This window comes from Nocardioides sp. NPDC127503, assembly GCF_040302165.1.
Lineage (GTDB): Bacteria > Actinomycetota > Actinomycetes > Propionibacteriales > Nocardioidaceae > Nocardioides.
The window spans coordinates 525,347-542,849 of sequence record NZ_JBEORH010000002.1; the positions used below are offsets into that span (position 1 = coordinate 525,347).

The 17,503-nt window shown below is 68.9% G+C and carries 15 protein-coding genes; 7 read left to right on the forward strand and 8 right to left on the reverse strand.

What is annotated here, in order from left to right; genetic code table 11:
• Nucleotides 1–56 precede the first annotated feature (56 nt).
• The 4 genes from ABTW65_RS06555 to ABTW65_RS06570 are packed head-to-tail and all read right to left on the reverse strand — an operon-like array spanning nt 57 to nt 5,762.
• Nucleotides 57–1,547 carry a sodium:solute symporter family protein gene (locus tag ABTW65_RS06555; protein WP_350659151.1) on the reverse strand — a complete coding sequence of 497 codons (1,491 nt, stop codon included), beginning with the start codon at nt 1,545–1,547 and terminating at the stop codon, nt 57–59.
• 11 nt (nt 1,548–1,558) lie between these two features.
• Nucleotides 1,559–3,178, reverse strand: coding sequence for a thiamine pyrophosphate-binding protein (locus ABTW65_RS06560; protein ID WP_350659152.1), 1,620 nt, complete (start codon nt 3,176–3,178; stop codon nt 1,559–1,561).
• Complete coding sequence (speB, locus tag ABTW65_RS06565; RefSeq protein ID WP_350659153.1) at nt 3,178–4,125, reverse strand: agmatinase; 948 nt, start codon at nt 4,123–4,125, stop codon at nt 3,178–3,180. The genes ABTW65_RS06560 and speB overlap by 1 nt, the downstream gene beginning before the upstream one ends.
• Nucleotides 4,126–4,181: 56 nt before the next feature.
• Complete coding sequence (locus ABTW65_RS06570) at nt 4,182–5,762, reverse strand: purine-cytosine permease family protein (RefSeq protein ID WP_350659154.1); 1,581 nt, start codon at nt 5,760–5,762, stop codon at nt 4,182–4,184.
• A 218-nt stretch (nt 5,763–5,980) separates the two neighbouring features.
• Between ABTW65_RS06570 and ABTW65_RS06575 the strand changes: the two genes are divergently transcribed.
• Entirely contained in the window at nt 5,981–6,910 is a 930-nt protein-coding gene (locus tag ABTW65_RS06575; RefSeq protein WP_350659155.1) for an Lrp/AsnC family transcriptional regulator, read from the forward strand.
• Between the two features lie 28 nt (nt 6,911–6,938).
• Here the strand turns inward: ABTW65_RS06575 and ABTW65_RS06580 are convergent, their stop codons facing one another.
• Nucleotides 6,939–7,298, reverse strand: coding sequence for a YciI family protein (locus ABTW65_RS06580; RefSeq protein WP_350659156.1), 360 nt, complete (start codon nt 7,296–7,298; stop codon nt 6,939–6,941).
• Between the two features lie 202 nt (nt 7,299–7,500).
• Between ABTW65_RS06580 and ABTW65_RS06585 the strand changes: the two genes are divergently transcribed.
• Nucleotides 7,501–9,213: a glycoside hydrolase family 28 protein gene (locus ABTW65_RS06585; RefSeq protein ID WP_350659157.1), complete on the forward strand. Its 1,713-nt coding sequence runs from the start codon at nt 7,501–7,503 to the stop codon at nt 9,211–9,213.
• A gap of 26 nt (nt 9,214–9,239) precedes the next feature.
• Here ABTW65_RS06585 and ABTW65_RS06590 read toward each other — a convergent pair whose 3' ends face one another.
• Nucleotides 9,240–10,142 (reverse strand): sulfite exporter TauE/SafE family protein, encoded by a 903-nt coding sequence (locus ABTW65_RS06590; RefSeq protein WP_350659159.1) that lies wholly within the window; start codon nt 10,140–10,142, stop codon nt 9,240–9,242.
• 354 nt (nt 10,143–10,496) lie between these two features.
• Between ABTW65_RS06590 and ABTW65_RS06595 the strand changes: the two genes are divergently transcribed.
• Together ABTW65_RS06595 and ABTW65_RS06600 are read left to right on the forward strand one after the other, a co-directional pair.
• Nucleotides 10,497–10,832 carry a DUF1048 domain-containing protein gene (locus ABTW65_RS06595; protein ID WP_350659160.1) on the forward strand — a complete coding sequence of 112 codons (336 nt, stop codon included), beginning with the start codon at nt 10,497–10,499 and terminating at the stop codon, nt 10,830–10,832.
• A 170-nt stretch (nt 10,833–11,002) separates the two neighbouring features.
• A complete protein-coding gene (locus ABTW65_RS06600) occupies nt 11,003–12,370 on the forward strand; it encodes a hypothetical protein (protein WP_350659161.1) in 1,368 nt (455 codons plus the stop codon).
• A gap of 45 nt (nt 12,371–12,415) precedes the next feature.
• On the opposite strand, the gene ABTW65_RS06605 is transcribed toward ABTW65_RS06600, so the two are convergent.
• Nucleotides 12,416–13,705 (reverse strand): PucR family transcriptional regulator, encoded by a 1,290-nt coding sequence (locus tag ABTW65_RS06605; protein ID WP_350659162.1) that lies wholly within the window; start codon nt 13,703–13,705, stop codon nt 12,416–12,418.
• A 147-nt stretch (nt 13,706–13,852) separates the two neighbouring features.
• On the opposite strand from ABTW65_RS06605, the gene ABTW65_RS06610 reads away from it, so the two are divergent.
• Both ABTW65_RS06610 and ABTW65_RS06615 read left to right on the forward strand, forming a co-directional pair.
• Nucleotides 13,853–14,740 (forward strand): bile acid:sodium symporter family protein, encoded by an 888-nt coding sequence (locus tag ABTW65_RS06610; RefSeq protein ID WP_350659163.1) that lies wholly within the window; start codon nt 13,853–13,855, stop codon nt 14,738–14,740.
• A 21-nt stretch (nt 14,741–14,761) separates the two neighbouring features.
• Nucleotides 14,762–15,622 carry an SGNH/GDSL hydrolase family protein gene (locus ABTW65_RS06615; RefSeq protein ID WP_350659164.1) on the forward strand — a complete coding sequence of 287 codons (861 nt, stop codon included), beginning with the start codon at nt 14,762–14,764 and terminating at the stop codon, nt 15,620–15,622.
• Here the strand turns inward: ABTW65_RS06615 and ABTW65_RS06620 are convergent.
• Nucleotides 15,606–16,178: a TetR/AcrR family transcriptional regulator gene (locus ABTW65_RS06620; protein WP_350659165.1), complete on the reverse strand. Its 573-nt coding sequence runs from the start codon at nt 16,176–16,178 to the stop codon at nt 15,606–15,608. The genes ABTW65_RS06615 and ABTW65_RS06620 overlap by 17 nt on opposite strands.
• Before the next feature lie 60 nt (nt 16,179–16,238).
• Here ABTW65_RS06620 and ABTW65_RS06625 point away from each other — a divergent pair, with 60 nt between their 5' ends.
• The gene (locus ABTW65_RS06625; RefSeq protein WP_350659166.1) at nt 16,239–17,387 is read left to right on the forward strand and encodes a zinc-dependent alcohol dehydrogenase; all 1,149 of its coding nucleotides are present in this window, start codon (nt 16,239–16,241) and stop codon (nt 17,385–17,387) included.
• Nucleotides 17,388–17,503: the final 116 nt, after the last annotated feature.

Genomic DNA, 17,503 nt, shown 5'->3' on the forward strand with positions numbered 1-17,503 from the left:
CCCGCATCGACAATGAGACCGGACAGCGGCGCGATTCGTGACAAGTTCGGCAGAAGTCACACGCCTTCGGCGGCCGGAGCGTCCACCACGCCGGATCCGTCCGAGGTCTCTCGACCTGCGAGCCGCTTGGTCCACTCCCGCATCACCGCGGGGTCGGTCGGACGCGTGAGCAGACTGACCACGACGTACGCCACGGCGCTGACCGCGAGGCCCGCGTAGACCGGCTCGTTGGCGAGGACGTCGCCGACGATCGCCATCGTCGCCAGGGTCGCGGCGGTGCCGGCGGCCATCGCCACCACGGCCGCCGCGCCGGTCGCGCGGCGCCAGAGGAAGCCGCCCAGGATCGGCACCAGCAGACCGCCGACGAGGATGTCGTAGGCGATCGTCAGCGCCGAGACGACGTCGTCGAGCAGCGAGGCGATCACGACGACGACGGCACCGATCGCGACGACGTAGATCCGGTTGGCCAGCACGTCGTGCTCGGGGTTCTCGGCCTCGTCCTGGACCCGCGCGGGGGTGCGTCCGATCAACCGGGCGAGGAGCGGCTGCACGTCGGTTCGGGCCACCGTCGCGGTCGCGATCAGGGCGCCCGAGGCGGTCGACATCATCGCTGCCACGGCGGCGGCAAGCACCAGTCCGGTGACGCCGACTGGGAGGATCGACTCGGCGATCGTGGCGTACACGTCGTTGCGGTCCTCGACGGTGACGAAGGTAGAGGCAGCGGCACCGATCAGCGCGCCGGCCACGCCGTAGAGCAGGCAGTAGACACCGGCCGCTGTGCCGCCCCAGCGCGCCACCTGCGGCGAACGGGCGGTGAAGACACGCTGCCAGATGTCCTGCCCGATCAGCATCCCGAAGGTGTAGACGACGACGTAGGTGATGATCGTCCCGGTGCCGATCGCGCCGAGCTCGAAGACGGAGTCCGCAGCCCTGGCCCTGATCCCGTCCAGGCCGCCGGCGTGGTTCCAGGTGAAGGGCAGCAGCAGGACGAAGATGCCGACGGTCTGCAGCACGAACTGCACCATGTCGGTCAGGGTGATCGACCACATCCCGCCGAGGGTGGAGTAGATCACCACGATGACGCCGCCGATCAGCACGGAGACGACCCGGTCGGTCCCGAACAGGACGTTGAACACGGTCGCGTACGCCATCGTGGAGGTGACCGCCAGCATCAGCGTGTAGGCCACCATGACCACGCCCGAGGCTGCGGTCGCCCCGACCCCGTAGCGCAGCGCCAGCATCTGAGCCACAGTGAAGATCCGCAGCCGCTGGATCTTCCCGGCGAAGAACAGGCTGAGCGCCAGGACGCCGAGGGCGATCGCCGCCACCAGCCATGCTCCGGAGAGGCCGAACTCGTAGCCGAGCGCGACGCCGCCGACGGTGGAGGCGCCGCCGAGGACGAGCGCGGACAGGGTGCCGGTGTAGAGCACCGGGCCGAGCCGGCGGCCGGCGACGAGGAAGTCGGAGCTGTCCTTGGTCCGGGACTTGCCCCACCAGCCGAAGGCGACCATGGCGGCGAGGTAGATGACGATGATGGCGAGATCCATGAGGTGTCCGATCAGGTGGGGGCGAACATGCGGAGGACGGTCGGAAGAACCACCACAGCAGGGCCGCTGGTGGTGAAGGTGCCGGCGACGATCTCGCCGACGGTGTCCGGGGTCGCGGCGTGGACGGGGATGCCGAACGCCTCGGCCAGTCGGACGAAGTCGGGTCGGGCCAGCTCGGTGGCGGTGGCGGCGCCGAAGGCCCCGGTCATGTACTCGCGCAGAATCCCGTAGCCGCCGTCGTCGATCACCAGCCAGGTGACCTCGGCGTCGTGCTGGCGGGCGGTGGCGAGCTCGGCGATCGAGTACATCGCGCCGCCGTCGCCGGTGACCGCGAACGTACGCCGTCCGGTCCCGACGGCTGCGCCGATCGCCGAGGGAAAGGCCGGCCCGAGACCGCCGGACGCCTGCGCGGTGTGGAAGCCGCCGGAGCGTGGATCCCAGGCCGACCAGGCCCAGTACGCCGCGATGGTCATGTCCCAGAAGGTGTCGGTGTCGTCGGGCACCGCCGCACGCAGGTCGGCGAGCAGCCGCTGCTCGGCGGCGAGGTCCTGGGCGTCGAGCCGAGCCTGGACCCGGGTACGCAGATCCTGAGCGACTCGCGTGCCGGACCGCCTCGGGCCCGGCTCACCGGCGCCGGGAAGCGCCGCGGCCAGGTCGGTGAGAGCCGCGGCGGCGTCGGCATGGATGCCGAGCACGTCGTGGTTGGAGCCGAGCACGCGGGCTTCGGCGTCCACCTGGATCACCCGGCCGCGCGGTGCGAACGTGCCGTAGTTGCTGGTCACCTCGCCGAAGGAGGTGCCGACCGCGAGCAGGACATCCGCATCGTCGAGCAGGTCGGTGGTGTACCGGTCCTCGATCCACGCGCCTGCGCTCAGCGGGTGCGCGAGCGGGATCGAGCCGTTGCCGCCTGAGGTGGAGATCACCGGCGCGTCCAGGGCCGCGGCGAGGGCGACCAGCGCCTGCGGAGCGCCCGCGGAGCGGCGTACGCCTCCCCCGGCGAGGATCACCGGGCGCTGGGCCGCGGCCAGCAGCCGGGCGGCCTCGGCGGCGACCTCCGGCCGAGGCCGGCGCGGCACGGGAACCGCTGCGGTCAGGCCGGCCACCGGTGGCACCGTGACGTCCTCGAGGAGCACGTCCTGCGGGATCTCGACCCACACCGGCCCCGCCGGCGCCTCCTGGGCGGCGGCCCACGCATCGGCGAGCACGCCGGGGATGGCGGCCGCGTCCCGGACGACGGCCGTGGTCTTGGTGACGTTGCGGGCGCTGGCCTGCTGGTCGTCGAGCTGGTGCAGGTAGCCCTTGCGGGCACCGCCGAGCCCGTCGCGCGGGATCTGGCTGGTGATCATCAGGATCGGGACGCACGCGGCGTACGCCTCCTGGAGCGCGCCCAGCGCCGTGAGCGCCCCCGGCCCGGTGGAGCAGAACACCACGCCGACCTCGCCGGTCGTACGGGCGTATCCGTCGGCTGCGAAGACCGAGTTGTTCTCGACCCGGGAGGAGACGAAGGACAGGTCGCTGCGGCGGATGGCGTCGAAGAGACCCAGCGCGTGCTGGCCCGGGATGCCGAACACGTGGGTCGCGCCGAGAGCGGTCAGGCTCTCGACGGTGACATCGCCGCCGTTGCGTCCCATCACACTCCACCCAGGTGGCGCATCGCGAGCAGCGAGACCAGGTCGTAGGCCACGTGCGAGGCCGCGACGCCGGTCAGCTCGGCATGGTCGTACGCCGGGGCGACCTCGACCACATCGGCGCCGATCAGGTTCAGGCCGACGAAGCCGCGCAGGATCTCCAGCAGCTCACGGGAGGTGAGCCCGCCGGCCTCGGGGGTGCCGGTGCCGGGGGCGTGCGCCGGGTCGAGGACGTCGATGTCGACCGAGACATAGACCGGACGGTTGCCGACCCGCTGCTTGATCTTCTCGACGACCTCGTCGACGCCCTGACGGAAGACGTCTGCGGAGGTGACGATCCCGAAGCCGAAGCGGCGGTCGTCCTCGAGGTCCTTCTTGCCGTAGAGGGGTCCGCGGGTGCCGACGTGACATAGCGCCTCGGTGTCGAGGATGCCCTCCTCCACCGCCCGCCTGAACGGGGTGCCGTGGGTGTACTCGGCACCGAAGTAGGTGTCCCAGGTGTCCAGGTGGGCATCGAAGTGCACCAGCGCGACCGGACCGTGCCGCTCGGCGGCGGCCCGCAGCAGCGGCAGGGCGATGGTGTGGTCGCCGCCGATCGTCACCAGCCGGGTGCCACCGGCGGTGAGGTCGAGCGCCGATGCCTGCACCGTATCGAGCGCCTCCTCGATGTGGAACGGGTTGGCCGCGATGTCGCCCGCGTCGACCACCTGGGCCGAGGCGAACGGCGAGACGTCCAGAGCCGGGTTGTAGGGACGCAGCAGCCGCGACGACTCACGTACGTGCGCCGGGCCGAAGCGGGCACCCGGACGGTAGGAGACGCCGGTGTCGAACGGCACTCCGACGACCGCGATGTCGGCGTGCTCCACCTGATCGAGGCGGGGCAGCCGCGCGAACGTCGCGAAGCCGGCGTAGCGGGGGTTCTTGGAGGCGTCGACGGGCCCGATGGGCATGGGTGGTTCTCCTTGCGTGGTGCGGTGTGGCGGGGTGGTGCGGTGTGGCGGTCGAGTCAGCCGACGACGGTGGCGGCAGGCGCCGCCGCGTCGTCGACCGAGATGACCGGGGTGTTCGCGGGCGGTCCGGTCGGCACCAGCCGGGGTCCCTCGGGACCGTAGGCGTCCCGCGGCTCGGGGAAGGCGAAGAGCAGACCGAGGTAGAGCAGCGCGCCGAGTCCCATCCCGAGTGGGATGGAGATGTCGACCCCGCCGGGGATCAGCGGCGCGGCCGGACCGACGAACTGGCCGGGCACGTTCACGAAGGTGAGCGCGACGGCGGCCGCGATCAGCCAGGCGGCCAGGCCGCGCCAGTTCCAGCCGTGGGCGAACCAGTAGCGGCCCCCGCGCTGGCGGCGGTTGAAGACCTGCAGCGAGTCGGAGTCGTACCAGCCGCGCCGGACGTACCAGCCGATCATCATCACCATCATCCAGGGGACGGTGCAGCTGACGATGAGGACGGCGAAGGCGGAGATGCTGGAGACCACGTCGAAGACGAACCTTCCGATGAAGATGACGCCGATCGCGAAGACCCCGATCAAGACGGTGGACTGGACGCGGTTGAAGCGCGGGAAGACGCTGGAGAAGTCCAGCCCGGTGCCGTAGAGCGCGGTGGTGCCGGTCGACATGCCACCGATCAGGGCGATCAGCGCGACGGGCACGAAGTACCAGCCCGGAGCGATCGCAAGCAGGCCGGAGGCGTACGCACCGGAGGCGAAGATCTCGGGCTCGCGGGTGGCGATGATCGTCATGGTGACCAACCCGAAGCAGAACGGTACGAGGGTGGCGATCTGTGCCAGGAACGCGGCAGCCATCGAGGAGCGTCCGGGGGTGTCGCGTGGGATGTAGCGGGCCCAGTCGCCCAGGAAGGCGCCGAAGCTGACCGGGTTGGACATCACGATCAGCGCCGAGCCGACGAACGCCGCCCAGAAGCCGGGCTCGCCGAACGCCTCCGAGCCGGAGCCGAACGCGCCGGCGTAGCCGGGGTCGAAGTCGCCGGCGAAGGCGACGATGCCGAGCAGGAAGAGCAGGGTCGCGGCAATCACGGCGACCTTGTTGACCAGCAGCATGAACCGGAAGCCGTAGATGCACACGACCAGGACGAGCACGGCGAAGAGGCCGTACGCCAACCCCAGGGTCAGGTCGTTCTCCGGCAGCCCGACCGCGCGGTTGGCACCGCCGACGAGCACATCGCCCGAGCTCCACACCGAGATCGAGAAGAACGCGAGCGCGGTGAGCAGGGAGAGGAACGAGCCGACGATCCGGCCGTGCACGCCGAGGTGGGCCGAGGAGCTGACCGAGTTGCTGGTGCCGTTGCGCGGGCCGAAGAGCGCCATCGGGGCGAGGACGACGGCACCGAGCAGCAGCCCGAGGATCGTGGCCATCAGGCCGTGCGCGAAGGAGAGCCCGAAGAGGATCGGGAAGCTGCCGAGCACCACGGTGGCGATCGTGTTGGCGCCACCGAAGGTGAGCCGGAACAGGTCGAGCGGCCGGGCGCTGCGCTCGGGGTCGGGGATCGGCTCGACGCCGTGCTGCTCGACCTCGGTGACCCTCGGCGGCGGCTGGTGCTGCGTGCTGGTGATCGGGTCCGTGGGCACCGGGCCTCCTGAGGATGCGGTCTGTGGGTGGGATGCGGTCTGTGGGTGGGCTGAGATCTGCGTCACTGTAAGAGCACCCGGAACGCCGCCGCAATCGTTTCGTTCTTAACCTGGCTGTAATAGCTGTCGATATGCCGGTCGCGGTCGGAGAATCCGTCATAATGGCATCAGATCCCCTCCCCTGAGGATCGATCCGACCCCGGAGACGCTCCGAAAAAATGTCGAACGAAATCACGCCCGGAGTCCTCGACAGCACCGATGAGGCGATCCTCGTCCTGCTCGAGGAGGACGGTCGCCTCACCCACCGCGAGATCGCCGCCCAGGTCGGCCTCTCCCGATCGGCCGCGGCCACTCGGGTCCAGCGGCTGCTGACCGAGGGGCACATCGACGTCCGGGGCGTCGTCCACCCTGCCGTTCTCGGGCATGACGTACTCGCCCACGTCTCGGTCACCGTGGACGGCTCCGCAACCCAGGTCGCACAGGCCGCCGCGGCGCGCGAGGACACCACGCTGGTCTCGATGACCAGCGGCCAGCACGCCCTGGTCCTGGAGCTGCGGGCGACGGACATCGGCCGCATCGACGACGCCCTCGCCGAGGTGCGCGCGATCGACGGCATCGTCACCACCGAGACCCTGCTCTACACCGAGGTCATCCGCGACGTGGCCGCCCCGGTCGGCCCCGCACCCGCCGCCGGGTCGCTCGATGCGACCGACTACGCCCTGCTGCGCGCGCTGCAGACCAACGGCCGCGCGTCCTACGTCGAGCTGGCCGCGAGCGTCGGCCTCTCCCCCGCTGGCACCCGCCGGCGTGTGGTCCGGCTGCTCGACGGCAACGTCGTCCGGGTCGGCGCCGTCTTCCGTCACTCTGGCCAGGAGCGGCGTACGGCCACCGGGATCGGTCTCCGTCTCGACGGCGCCGCCCACCGCCCGATCGCCGAGCAGCTCGCCCGGCTCCCCGCAGCCACCTTCGTAGCCCGCACCCTGGGTCGCTACGACGCCCTGCTCACCGTCAACACCGCCACCTCGGGCGACTTGGTCGGGGTCCTCGACCACATCCGCGAGCTCGACGGCGTCCGCGAGGCCCAGACCTGGAGCCACCTCCGCTTCGTCAAGGAGACGTACGCCTCCCTGCACCTCGGCGGCGTCTGAGCCACCGCCGAGGTATCTCTCGCAGGCGTCAGTCGGCCTCGGAGATCTGGCGCAGGGTGGCGACGACCTTGCACTCCGGCCAGTGCGTCGCGTGCAGCTGCGCGAACTCCTGCTGCCCGGCGATCGCCTCCTCGAGGGTGTCGTAACGCGTCAGCGCCCAGCCGCCGACGACCTCCTTGGCCTCGGCGTACGGGCCGTCGACCCGGGTGACCTCACCCTTGTCCACGATGAAGTTCACCGCGTCCTCGCTGCCGAAGAGGCCGCCGCCGTCAAGGAAGTGGCCAGCAGCTGCCTGCTCGCCGATGTAGTCGTCCATCGCCTTGAACAGGGCCTCCGGCGCCGGGCCGATCCCCTCTTCCATCCTCACGAAACCCATGAAACGCGGCATGATGTGCTCCTCAGTTCGGGGCCAACCGCTTCTCGGTGGCCGACACCTGTGCGTCGAACCTCATCGTGCTCCTTCGACATCGACATCGGAAGAACTTTTCGCCAGCCTCCGAACGATCCCCGGAAAGCGCTTCCCGGAAGGTATCGCGCCAGTCCGGATCGGCATTGGACGGCCCTCGACGGCTGACGCGAGCATGACCTTCATGACTCGGAATGAGACGTACGTCACACATCTCGCATCTTCGACGCGGTGGCCCGCTCGCATCCTCGGCGTGGTGATCGGCCTGCTCTGCGCCCTGACCCTCACCGCTCCGTCTGCCGTCGCAGGCCAGGCACCCCCGCCTCCACCGGGCGACCCGACGGACACATCCAAAGCGTGGGCTCAGGCAGACGAGATCCGTGCCCGGATCAAGCCGCCGACGTTCCCCGAGCGCGAGGTCAGCGTCGTCGACTTCGGCGCCGACCCGACCGGCCAGACCAAGAGCACCGACGCCTTCAAGGACGCGATCGCGTCGGTGAACGAGGCCGGCGGCGGTCGGGTCGAGGTGCCTGCGGGCGTCTTCCTCACCGGGGCGATCCACCTGAAGAGCAACGTGAACCTCCACCTCGCCGACGAGGCGACCATCCGGTTCAGCCGCGACAAGGCGGACTTCCTGCCGGTGGTGAAGACGCGCTACGAGGGCGTCGAGCTCTACAACTACTCCCCCTTCATCTACGCCCATCGGGTGGAGAACGTCGCCGTGACCGGGAGCGGGACCCTGGACGGCAACGCCGACGCCGACAACTGGTGGGACTGGAAGGCGGACAGCCCGCGCCCCGAGACACCGGACCGCAACGAGCTCTTCCGGATGGGCGAGGAGGGTGTGCCCGTCGAGGAGCGGGTCTTCGGCGCCGGCCACTACATCCGGCCGAACTTCGTCGAGTTCTACGAGAGCCGCAACATCCTGGTCCAGGGCGTCACCCTCAACAACTCGCCGATGTGGCTGCTGCACCCGACGCTGTCCGAGAACGTGACCATCGACGGCGTACATCTGGAGAGCCTCGGCCCCAACAACGACGGCGTGAACCCCGAGTCGAGCCGCGACGTGCTCATCACGAACACCTTCTTCAACACCGGCGACGACAACATCGCGATCAAGTCCGGCCGCAACGCCGAGGGCCGTCGCATCGGCGTACCTGCCGAGAACATCCTCATCGAGGGCAACTACATGCAGGCGGGCCACGGCGCGGTCGTCGCCGGCAGCGAGATGTCGGGCGGCGTACGCAACGTCTTCGCGCAGGACAACGTCATGGACAGCCCCGATCTCGACCGCGTCGTCCGGATCAAGACCAACTCCGTACGCGGCGGTGTGGTCGAGGACATCTACGTGCGCGACAACGCGGTGCCGCAGCAAGGCGGCCAGGCGGTGTGGGTCGACTTCCGGTACGAGGAGGGCGACGCGGGTGACTTCACCCCCACGGTGCGCGACATCTACATCGAGGACCTGCACAGCGTCGGCGGCACGCACGCGATCTTCCTGCGTGGCTACGCCCGCTCGCCGGTCACCAACATCAACATCCTCAACTCGTCCTTCTCCGGTGTCCGCACGCCGATGCTCGCCGAGCACGTCCAAGGCCTACGCCTGGTCAACACCACGATCAACGCCCAGCCTGCTGACGCGGTCGTCTGCCAGGGCACGGTGTGGCTGGGAGTCCCCGAAGAGCTGGCCAACTCCGGCGTCGAGGACCGGGCCGTGGATGGTCGATGGTGTCTGTCCGAGCAGTTCGCCGAGGAGCACGCGTGGTCATCGCCCGGAGAGTTCCGCGCCTTCGTCGCGGAGCGAACCGCTGCCCTGCTGAAGGCGGGCACGATCACCGAGACGGAGAAGGAGGCGCTGCAGGAGGCCGCGGCCACAACCGACATCGGGCGAAGCTGACGTCCGTCCGAGGCCGCCTGCTAGCGTCAGGCGTTGGCGGCCTCGGACTCGGGTGCCGGGTCCTGCGCCGGGGCGCCGCCGAGCTTGCCGCCGGCCTTCCGCACCGCGATCACGACGATCACGGCCGCGACAGCGAAGAGCAAGCCGTAAGCAGCCACCGACTCGGCCTCGAAGTTGCGCAGCAGCGTACGTCCGTTGGTGACCAGGATGATGCTGCCGACCAGGCCGCCGAGGACGGGCAGCGAGAGGTGCTTGACCAGGTAGGCGGCGAACGGGGCCGCGATCACGCCGCCGATGAGGAGGCCGGCGATGACGCGCCAGTCGAGCGCCTCCCCGGCAAGTCCGACGAGGAATCCGACGCTCGCCGAGAGGGTCGTGACGAACTCTGCGGTGGAGACCGAGCCGATCACCTTGCGCGGGTGCAGGGTGCCGCTCGAGATCAGGGTGGGCGTGGTCACCGGCCCCCAGCCGCCACCACCGGTGGCGTCGATGAAGCCGCCGAAGAGTCCCAGCGGCGCGAGCAGACCGAGCCCCGGGCGACGGCCCGGGATGAAGACCGGGGGCTTGCCGAAGACGAAGCGGGCGATGATGTAGATGCCCAGGACGAGCAGGAGGCCGGCCACCCAAGGCGTGGCGCTCTCGGTGGAGATGCTGGAGAGGACGGTCGCGCCGGCGAAGGCGCCGATGCCGCCCGGAATCGCGATCTTCGCCACGACCTTCCAGTCAACGTTGCCGAGCCGCCAGTGCGAGACGCCCGAGACGAACGTCGTGCCGACCTCAGCCAGGTGCACCGACGCCGAGGCGACCGCAGGCGCGACACCGGTCGCGACCAGCAGAGTGCTCGAGGTGACGCCGTACGCCATGCCCAGCGACCCGTCGACAGCCTGGGCCGCGAGACCGACAAGAGCAAAAATGATCAGCCGCTCCATGGGGGCCTCCTATGTGCAATCGAAAATGGCGAGGTAGTAATGTAACGCGATTTACTACACATAGTCGGATCGGGGCCCTGGGTCGTCTCGATGGGCGAACAGGTCGGCCCGCCGATCCGACCACCAGAGGGAGCCGTCTGCCCTCGCTGGTCGAGCCGCCGGAGCCGCTAGGCGGGGGCGTGTCGAGACCAACACGGTCACTTCCGCGGGAAACCTCGCCTCGCCCAGGGCTCTCGAGAACTTTCTTCAGATCGGTGCTTGACCTTGACGCTACGTCAGGGCTGCACGCTTCTTTCACGGCCCCAAACAAGGAGCCGGGAAACACACACCAACCGATCACAAGGGAGCATCACCATGAACAACCTCCTCAGCCGCCTCGTAGGTGACAAGAAGGACTGGAAGCGCATGGAAGCCCGCGCCGCCGAGCTTCCCGCGGACTACCGCACCGTCTACTCGGAGATGAAGAGCTACATGTGGCGCTTCACCGCCGGCGACGGGATGGACATCGTCGAGACCCTCCGCGAGATCCTCGATCTGTTCGAGACCGAGGCCGCTGCTGGTCGTTCGGTCATCGAGGTCACCGGGACCGACCTGGCCGCCTTCTGCGACGCACGGCTGCCCGAGCAGCACGACGCCTACCGCGCCAAGCTCCGCGCCAACCTCAACGAGGTCGCCTCGAAGCTCGCATGAGCCCGTCGAATCTCGACGGCACTCGACTGAAATTGCATCCGGAGGCCTCAGCGGCAATCAATCCTTCGGATCCCTGGCTCCGACACATGTGACGCAATTTCGACGAATTAGCGATGCTCTTCATTCGTTTGACGGGCATTGGGCTTCAGGGCGGCGTAGCGTCGTGACCTATGTCCGAGGAAACCTGGCATGAAGCACGATTGATCCCAACCTCAGGAATCAGTGGCGCGGAGGAACAAGAAAGGCGTGCCACCTCAGCGGTTCTGGCAGTGATGAGCGTTGTCAAGGAGTTCGGAAAGGCTCTCTTAGGGCATCTCGGCGCTCCAGCCGGACAGATCGAGACGTACATCGAAGTCCCATTCATGCTGAGCGAAAGACGTTGCTACCCAGACGGTCTCATTCGTGTGAGCCGTGGCACGAAGTCATGGACTGCCCTCGTCGAAGTGAAGACAGGAAAGAACGAGCTTCAAACAGAGCAGCTGGAGAACTATCTCGACATCGCACGGGACGAGGGGTTCGACGCATTAATCACGATCAGCAACGAGATCCCGGGCATTGCCGGGCAGCATCCGACGAAGGTGGACAAGCGCAAACTGAAGAAGGTCGCACTCCATCACTGGTCATGGTCGTACGTTCTGTCGACAGCCGTGATGCAGAAGGAACACCGGGGCGTCTCCGATCCTGAGCAGGCTTGGATTCTCGGCGAGCTGATCCGCTATCTCGAGCACCCTCGCTCCGGCGCGATGGAACTCGAGGACATGGGGGCGAACTGGGTCGCGGTTCGGGATGCGGTGATCGCCGGCACCCTTCGCGCATCCGACAGGAGCGCTCCTGAAGTCGCTGCACGGTTCGACGCTCTGCTTCAGTACGTCAGCCTTCGGCTCGGCCAGAAGCTAGGCACCGACGTACTCCCGATCCTGACGAGGAAGGAGCAGGCAGATCCATCGCTCCGCGCACAATCTGTCCTCACGAGAATGGTCAACGACGCCGAACTTGCCGGATCCATTCGCATTCCGAACGCAGTCGGTCCGATCAACATACTCGCCGACCTGAGGGCAGGCCGTGTCACCTGCTACATCGACCTGGACGCACCCCGCGAAGGTCGCCCAACGACGCGAATCAACTGGATAGTCCGACAACTCAAGCATGCACCCGACTCGACGCGAGTCGAGTCCTTCGTCGCCAACTCGCGAGGCACAGGAGCCGCCGAGCTACTCGGAAAGGTCCGCGAGGAACCGACGTGTCTCATCACGGACCCGAAGAAGGAAATTAGGACCTTCCGCGTCGCATTGTCAGCTCCGATGGGCGCAAAGCGTGGCCGCGGACGCGGAGCGTTCATCGACTCAGTGATCGACCTCTTGGATACGTTCTACGGCGACGTCGTTCAGCACCTGAAGGCGTGGTCGCCGGCAGCACCGAAACTTCGCGAGCCTGCCCCGGTGCCCGACGAGCGTCCCGCCCTGACGTCGACCGCGATCTCCTCGCAAGATGGGCCCGAGGAAGTCACGTCATCCGGGTCACCGGTGCATTCGCCCTAACCGGCGCATCCCCACACCCACGTCACTGACTGACCCGCTTCGACCTCAGCGGTGTCCGCCGTCGGTTGCACGTGCGGCGATCGCAGCCTGCAGACGCGTCATGTCCTCCTGGCGGAACGGGTCGAGACCGGTGAGTGCGGCGATGCGGCGCAGTCGGTTGTCGATGGTGTTGGGGTGGACCTGGAGGCGGCGGGCGCTTCGCGAGCGGTGCCGGTTCTCGGCGACGAAGATCTCGAGGGTGGAGAGGAGAACCGGCTCGCTGCCCAGCGGCTCGACCAGGTCGGCGAGCGCCTGCTGCGCCGGCCCTGGACGGGACATCTGATATTCGAGGGCGACGTCGACGATCCCGTAGCAGCCGGGACGACGGCCGAGGCGATCGGCGAGATCGCGGACCTCGATCGCCGTACGTGCAGCCTGCGCGACTCCCGCGGCCTCGGTGCGACCGTGGGCGAGACCGCCGAAGACCGAGATGCCCGATCCAGCCAGCAGGCTGGTGATGGCGGCCGGATCCAGCTCACCCTCATCGGCCTCGCCTCGAACCGGTACCAGCACCAGGCCGTCGCGATAGTGCGGCAGCCACAACACGTCCGGACCCAGGTGCTGCAGCAAGTGTTGACGCGTTCGGCGCAAGGCGCGGGCATGAACGACGTCCGTCCGGGACCCCGTCAGTCCGGGCGTCCAGCGCGCCCCGTCGTCGGCGCCCGGTTCGAAGTGGGGGACGACGCGGACCGCGATGACCGCGTAACCGCTCGCCAGCTGGAGGCCCGCCAGCGATGCCGCTTCCAGCAACGTCGGCACGTCGCCGCCGTCCACGAGCGCCTTGCCGAGCTGGAGCCGGGCGGAGAGCTCCTCGCCGAGGGTGAGCTGGCGCTCGCGGTGGTAGCCGTCCGCGACGGCCGCCGTCACGGCCTGGAGGTAGTCGATGAGTCGCGCGGTCAGCTCCGCCACGACCGCACCTGACTGGTCGCGATGCCGCGCATGGACGACCTGCAGCATGTGCTGTGCGCCCAGGAAGTAGGCGCGTACGACATCGCCCATCTCGACACCCTCCTCGGCGCGCTGGGCGGCGGAGGCCGCGACCGCCGAGAGCACCTCGGGCGGCATCGGCGACCCGGTCGGCCGACCGAGGTGCTCGACGAAGGCGGTGATGCTGCGCGTGGTGATGTCCCGTACGTCGCCGTCGAGCTGTTCGGCCGGCAGCCCGGCATAGGCCGCCAGCTCGGCGGGCAGCATGCGTACGACCCGAGCAGCAAGAGTCGCGGCCTCGCTGCGCATGTCGTCCGCGATGCGTCGCAGCACGGCCAGATCCTCAGCATCGAGCTCCGCGCCAGACATGTGAGACCTCACACTCCTACCTCGGGGCCGATGGGACCTTGGGCCAAATTGTCGGTATAGGACTGTGGAGCATCCCATCCGCATGGTCCACTGTGACGCACGTCTCTTGGCCGCATGTCGCGGTCCCGCATGTTGGAGGAACACACAGTGAACGACTCGGCCCTGCTCTCGGTCGGCCTCCCCATCGCCTTGGCCATCATCATGTTCGGCCTGGGCCTGAGCCTGACCCCGGCAGACTTCCGCCGGGTCGTACGCACCCCGCGAGCCGTCTTCGTCGCGCTCACGCTCCAGATCCTGGTTCTGCCGCTGATCGCGTTCGGACTCGTCGTGGCCGCGGACGTGGATCCGCTGATCGCCGTCGGGGTCATGCTGCTGGCTGCCTCGCCCGGGGGGACGACGGCGAACCTCTTCAGCCATCTGTTCCGTGGCGACGTCGCGCTCAACGTGACGCTCACGGCGGTCAACTCGGTGCTCGCGGCGGTCTCGATCCCTTTGATCACCAACGCGGCGATCACCTACTTCGACGCCGGCGACACCCTGGGCCTGCAGTTCGGCAAGGTCGTCCAGGTCATCGCCATCGTGCTGGTTCCAGTCGGCATCGGGATGCTGGTGCGGAGCCGGTCAGCGACGTTCGCCGCACGGGCGGATCGCCCCGTACGGATCTTCTCGATCGTCGTGCTGGTCCTGGTCTCGGCCGGTGCGATCCTCGGGGAGCGGGAGAACATCGCCGACTACCTCCGCGAGATCGGCGTGGTCGTCACGCTGTTCTGCTGCGCGAGCCTCTGCCTGGGCTACCTCGGCGCTCGGGTGTTCAAGCTCGGCCAGGCGCAGGCGATCGCCACCTCGATGGAGGTCGGGATCCACAACACCACCGTGGCCCTCACCATCGCGCTCAGCGTGCTCGACAACACGACCGTGGCCATCCCCGCGGCGGTCTACAGCATCGTGATGTACGTCCTCGCCACCGCCTTCGGCTTCCTCATCACCCGGTCTCGTACGGCCCGGCCCGCCACGCCGCACGACGCGGCCATCTGAGCCACTCACAAGGAGCACTCTGTGCGCATCCAGTCCGCTCTTCCTCTCCTGACCGTCGCGACCCTGCTGATCACCGGCACACCGGCGTACGCCGCCTCCGGGATCACCACGGGGCAGGCGCACCAGGTCGAGAAGTACGTCTCCCTCGGCGACTCCGCGGCCGCCGGGCCGATCATCGTCCCGCAGCAGGCCGGGCAGCCGCTCCCCTGCCTGCGCACCGAGCGCAACTTCCCCACCCTCGTCGCAGACGCGGTCGACGCCTCCGCCCACGTCGACGTGACATGCTCCAGCGCCGAGATCGACCACCTGCGGGAGGCGCAGTACGACGCCCCGCCGCAGCTCGACGCGCTGACCGCCGACACGACGCTGGTCACGCTCGGACCGATCGGCGCCAACGACGCCGGCCTCGTCACCTCCGTGCTCGGCTGCCTGGTTCCCGGGTGCGCGACCCGGGACGGCAGCAAGGTCCATGACGCGATCGAGGCCACCCGTCCGGAGCTGCAGGCGGCCCTGAAGGAGATCAAGCGCCGCGCGCCGCGCGCCGAGCTGGTGGTCGTCGGCTATGGCGAGTACCTGCCGAAGGGAGGATGCCCCCTCGTCCAGCCGCTCACCCGGCAGGACGCCGACTATGTGCGCGGGCTGACTCACCACATGAGCAACGTCCTGCGCGAGGTCGCAGACGAGGCCGGCGCCGCGTTCACGGATCTTCGGACGATCCCGGGCGCCGCCGACCACACGGCCTGCGCTCCTGCCGGACAACGGTGGCTCGAGGGTCTGATCCCGGTCAGTCTCGACGGCGCCGTCCCCTTCCACCCCACCGCGCTCGGCATGGACGCCTTCGCCGACGCGGTCGGTGAAACTGTCCTCAGCCGCGCTCGGTGAGCAGCGGGGCGACGCGGTCGACGACGACATCGATCGGAGCCGTCGACCGCGTGACCCGAGCCACCATGATCGCCCCCTCGAGGGAGCTGATAGCCAGCACCGCGAGGTCGTCGGCCTCGGGCTGAGCACGCCCAGACCCGACGAGCAGATCGGCGAGCGCGGTCTGCCAGTCGGAGACGATGCCGTTGACGACGGGCCCCAGATCGGCGTCGTGATGGGCCTCCTGCATGGCCGCCCCGATGGGACAGCCGGCCGCGAAGTCGGTGTCGACGAGCTGCGCCCGGTAGTGCTGGCAGATGGCGACGAAGACCACCGATGGGTCGACGCCGGCATCTGCCGCCTCACGCAGACTGCCGGTGACATTCTCCCCCGCCCAGATGAGCGCATCGGTGATCAGCTCGCGGCGTCCTCCAGGGAAATGGAATCCCACCGAGCCGCGAGGGCCGTTGCTGTGCGCCAAGACCTTGGCCACCGACGTACCGGCGATGCCGTGTTCGCGCAGCAGGAGCGCCGCACTGGCGACCATGCGCTGCCTGGTGTCGGTCCGCAACCCCATGTATCCATTCCTCCGACTCGCCACTATGCTGTGTTGCATAGCATAGCAAAAGGAGAAGGCATGCGTGAGCTCAACCTGATCAAGCCCGGCCACCTCGGCTGGGTGGAGAAGCCCGACCCGGTGCTGGCCGATCCCGGCGATGCGCTGGTGCGGCCGTTCGTCGCGAGCCGCTGCGACGGCGACGCGCTCCCGCTGCACCTCCACGGGCTCAAGCACCGGGCGATGCAGGCCGCGATGAGGTCTGGAGCGATCGACCCGTCAGTCGCCGACATCATCGGCAAGGAGCCGTTCGCGGGCCCGTTCGGCATCGGCCACGAGGCCATCGCGCAGGTCACCGCGGTCGGTGAGGCGGTGACCGACATGCGGGTGGGCGACATCGTGGTCGTCCCCTGGGCCGTGTCGTGCGGCACCTGCTACGAGTGCCGGCTCGGCCTGACCGCGAAGTGCTCGACCTTCGTGCCCACCAGCCCGGGCAAAACACTGTCGTGCTTCGGGTTCGGGCCCATGTCCGGGGCCTGGGGCGGCGTCATCTTCGACACCCTCCGCATCCCGTTCGCCGACCACATGCTGGTGCGGGTCCCCGACGGGGTCGACCCGCTGCGGGTCGCCTCGGCCGGCGACAACCTCACCGACGCCTGGCGCGGCGTCGCCCCGACCCTCGCGCAGCGACCGGGCGGTCGCGTCCTCGTCATCGGCGGCGGCGCGCAGAGCATCGGCCTCTACTCCGCCGGTCTCGCCGTGCTGCTCGGCGCCGAGCGCGTCGACTACTTCGACGACCGCGACAGTCGCCTGGAGATCGCCGAGAGCTTCGGCGCGACCGTCCACCGGATCGACAGATCACGCCGCAAGTCAGTGGTGCCACGGATCGCGGAGCGCTACGACGTCGCCGTCGAAGCCTCCTCGACCGGACAGGGCCTGCGCGACGCCCTGCGCGCCCTGCGTCCTGGCGGCATCTGCACCGGCAACGGCTACTACCTGGGCGCCAACACCCTGCTTCCGGTGATGGACATGTACGCCACCAGCGCAACCCTCCAGGTCGGCGTCTCCCACGTCCGCCCGCACCTGCCGGAGATGCTCGACTTCATCGCCCGCACGGGGTTCGAGGCCGAACGCGTCACCAGCCTGCTCGCCGACTGGGACGACGCCATCGAGGCCTACCCGGCCCACACCACCAAGGTCGTTCTCCACCGCGACCCGCTCGACCTCTAGGCCGGGCGGCGGTTAGTCGAGCATGTCCTTCGGCAGCCCGCCCTGTCGGCAGCTGATGGGCGGAACTGACCCGCTCATGAGGCCCGGGGCGCGAACAGCGCCTCGGGCCGGAGTGG

Excerpts from the sequence above, each read along its gene's own strand:
- ABTW65_RS06555 (WP_350659151.1), bottom strand. The coding sequence starts at position 1,547 with ATGGATCTCGCCATCATCGTCATCTACCTCGCCGCCATGGTCGCCTTC.
- ABTW65_RS06560 (WP_350659152.1), bottom strand. The coding sequence starts at position 3,178 with ATGGGACGCAACGGCGGCGATGTCACCGTCGAGAGCCTGACCGCTCTC.
- speB (WP_350659153.1), bottom strand. The coding sequence starts at position 4,125 with ATGCCCATCGGGCCCGTCGACGCCTCCAAGAACCCCCGCTACGCCGGC.
- ABTW65_RS06575 (WP_350659155.1), top strand. The coding sequence starts at position 5,981 with ATGTCGAACGAAATCACGCCCGGAGTCCTCGACAGCACCGATGAGGCG.
- ABTW65_RS06580 (WP_350659156.1), bottom strand. The coding sequence starts at position 7,298 with ATGCCGCGTTTCATGGGTTTCGTGAGGATGGAAGAGGGGATCGGCCCG.
- ABTW65_RS06585 (WP_350659157.1), top strand. The coding sequence starts at position 7,501 with ATGACTCGGAATGAGACGTACGTCACACATCTCGCATCTTCGACGCGG.
- ABTW65_RS06590 (WP_350659159.1), bottom strand. The coding sequence starts at position 10,142 with ATGGAGCGGCTGATCATTTTTGCTCTTGTCGGTCTCGCGGCCCAGGCT.
- ABTW65_RS06595 (WP_350659160.1), top strand. The coding sequence starts at position 10,497 with ATGAACAACCTCCTCAGCCGCCTCGTAGGTGACAAGAAGGACTGGAAG.
- ABTW65_RS06600 (WP_350659161.1), top strand. The coding sequence starts at position 11,003 with ATGTCCGAGGAAACCTGGCATGAAGCACGATTGATCCCAACCTCAGGA.
- ABTW65_RS06605 (WP_350659162.1), bottom strand. The coding sequence starts at position 13,705 with ATGTCTGGCGCGGAGCTCGATGCTGAGGATCTGGCCGTGCTGCGACGC.
- ABTW65_RS06620 (WP_350659165.1), bottom strand. The coding sequence starts at position 16,178 with ATGGGGTTGCGGACCGACACCAGGCAGCGCATGGTCGCCAGTGCGGCG.
- ABTW65_RS06625 (WP_350659166.1), top strand. The coding sequence starts at position 16,239 with ATGCGTGAGCTCAACCTGATCAAGCCCGGCCACCTCGGCTGGGTGGAG.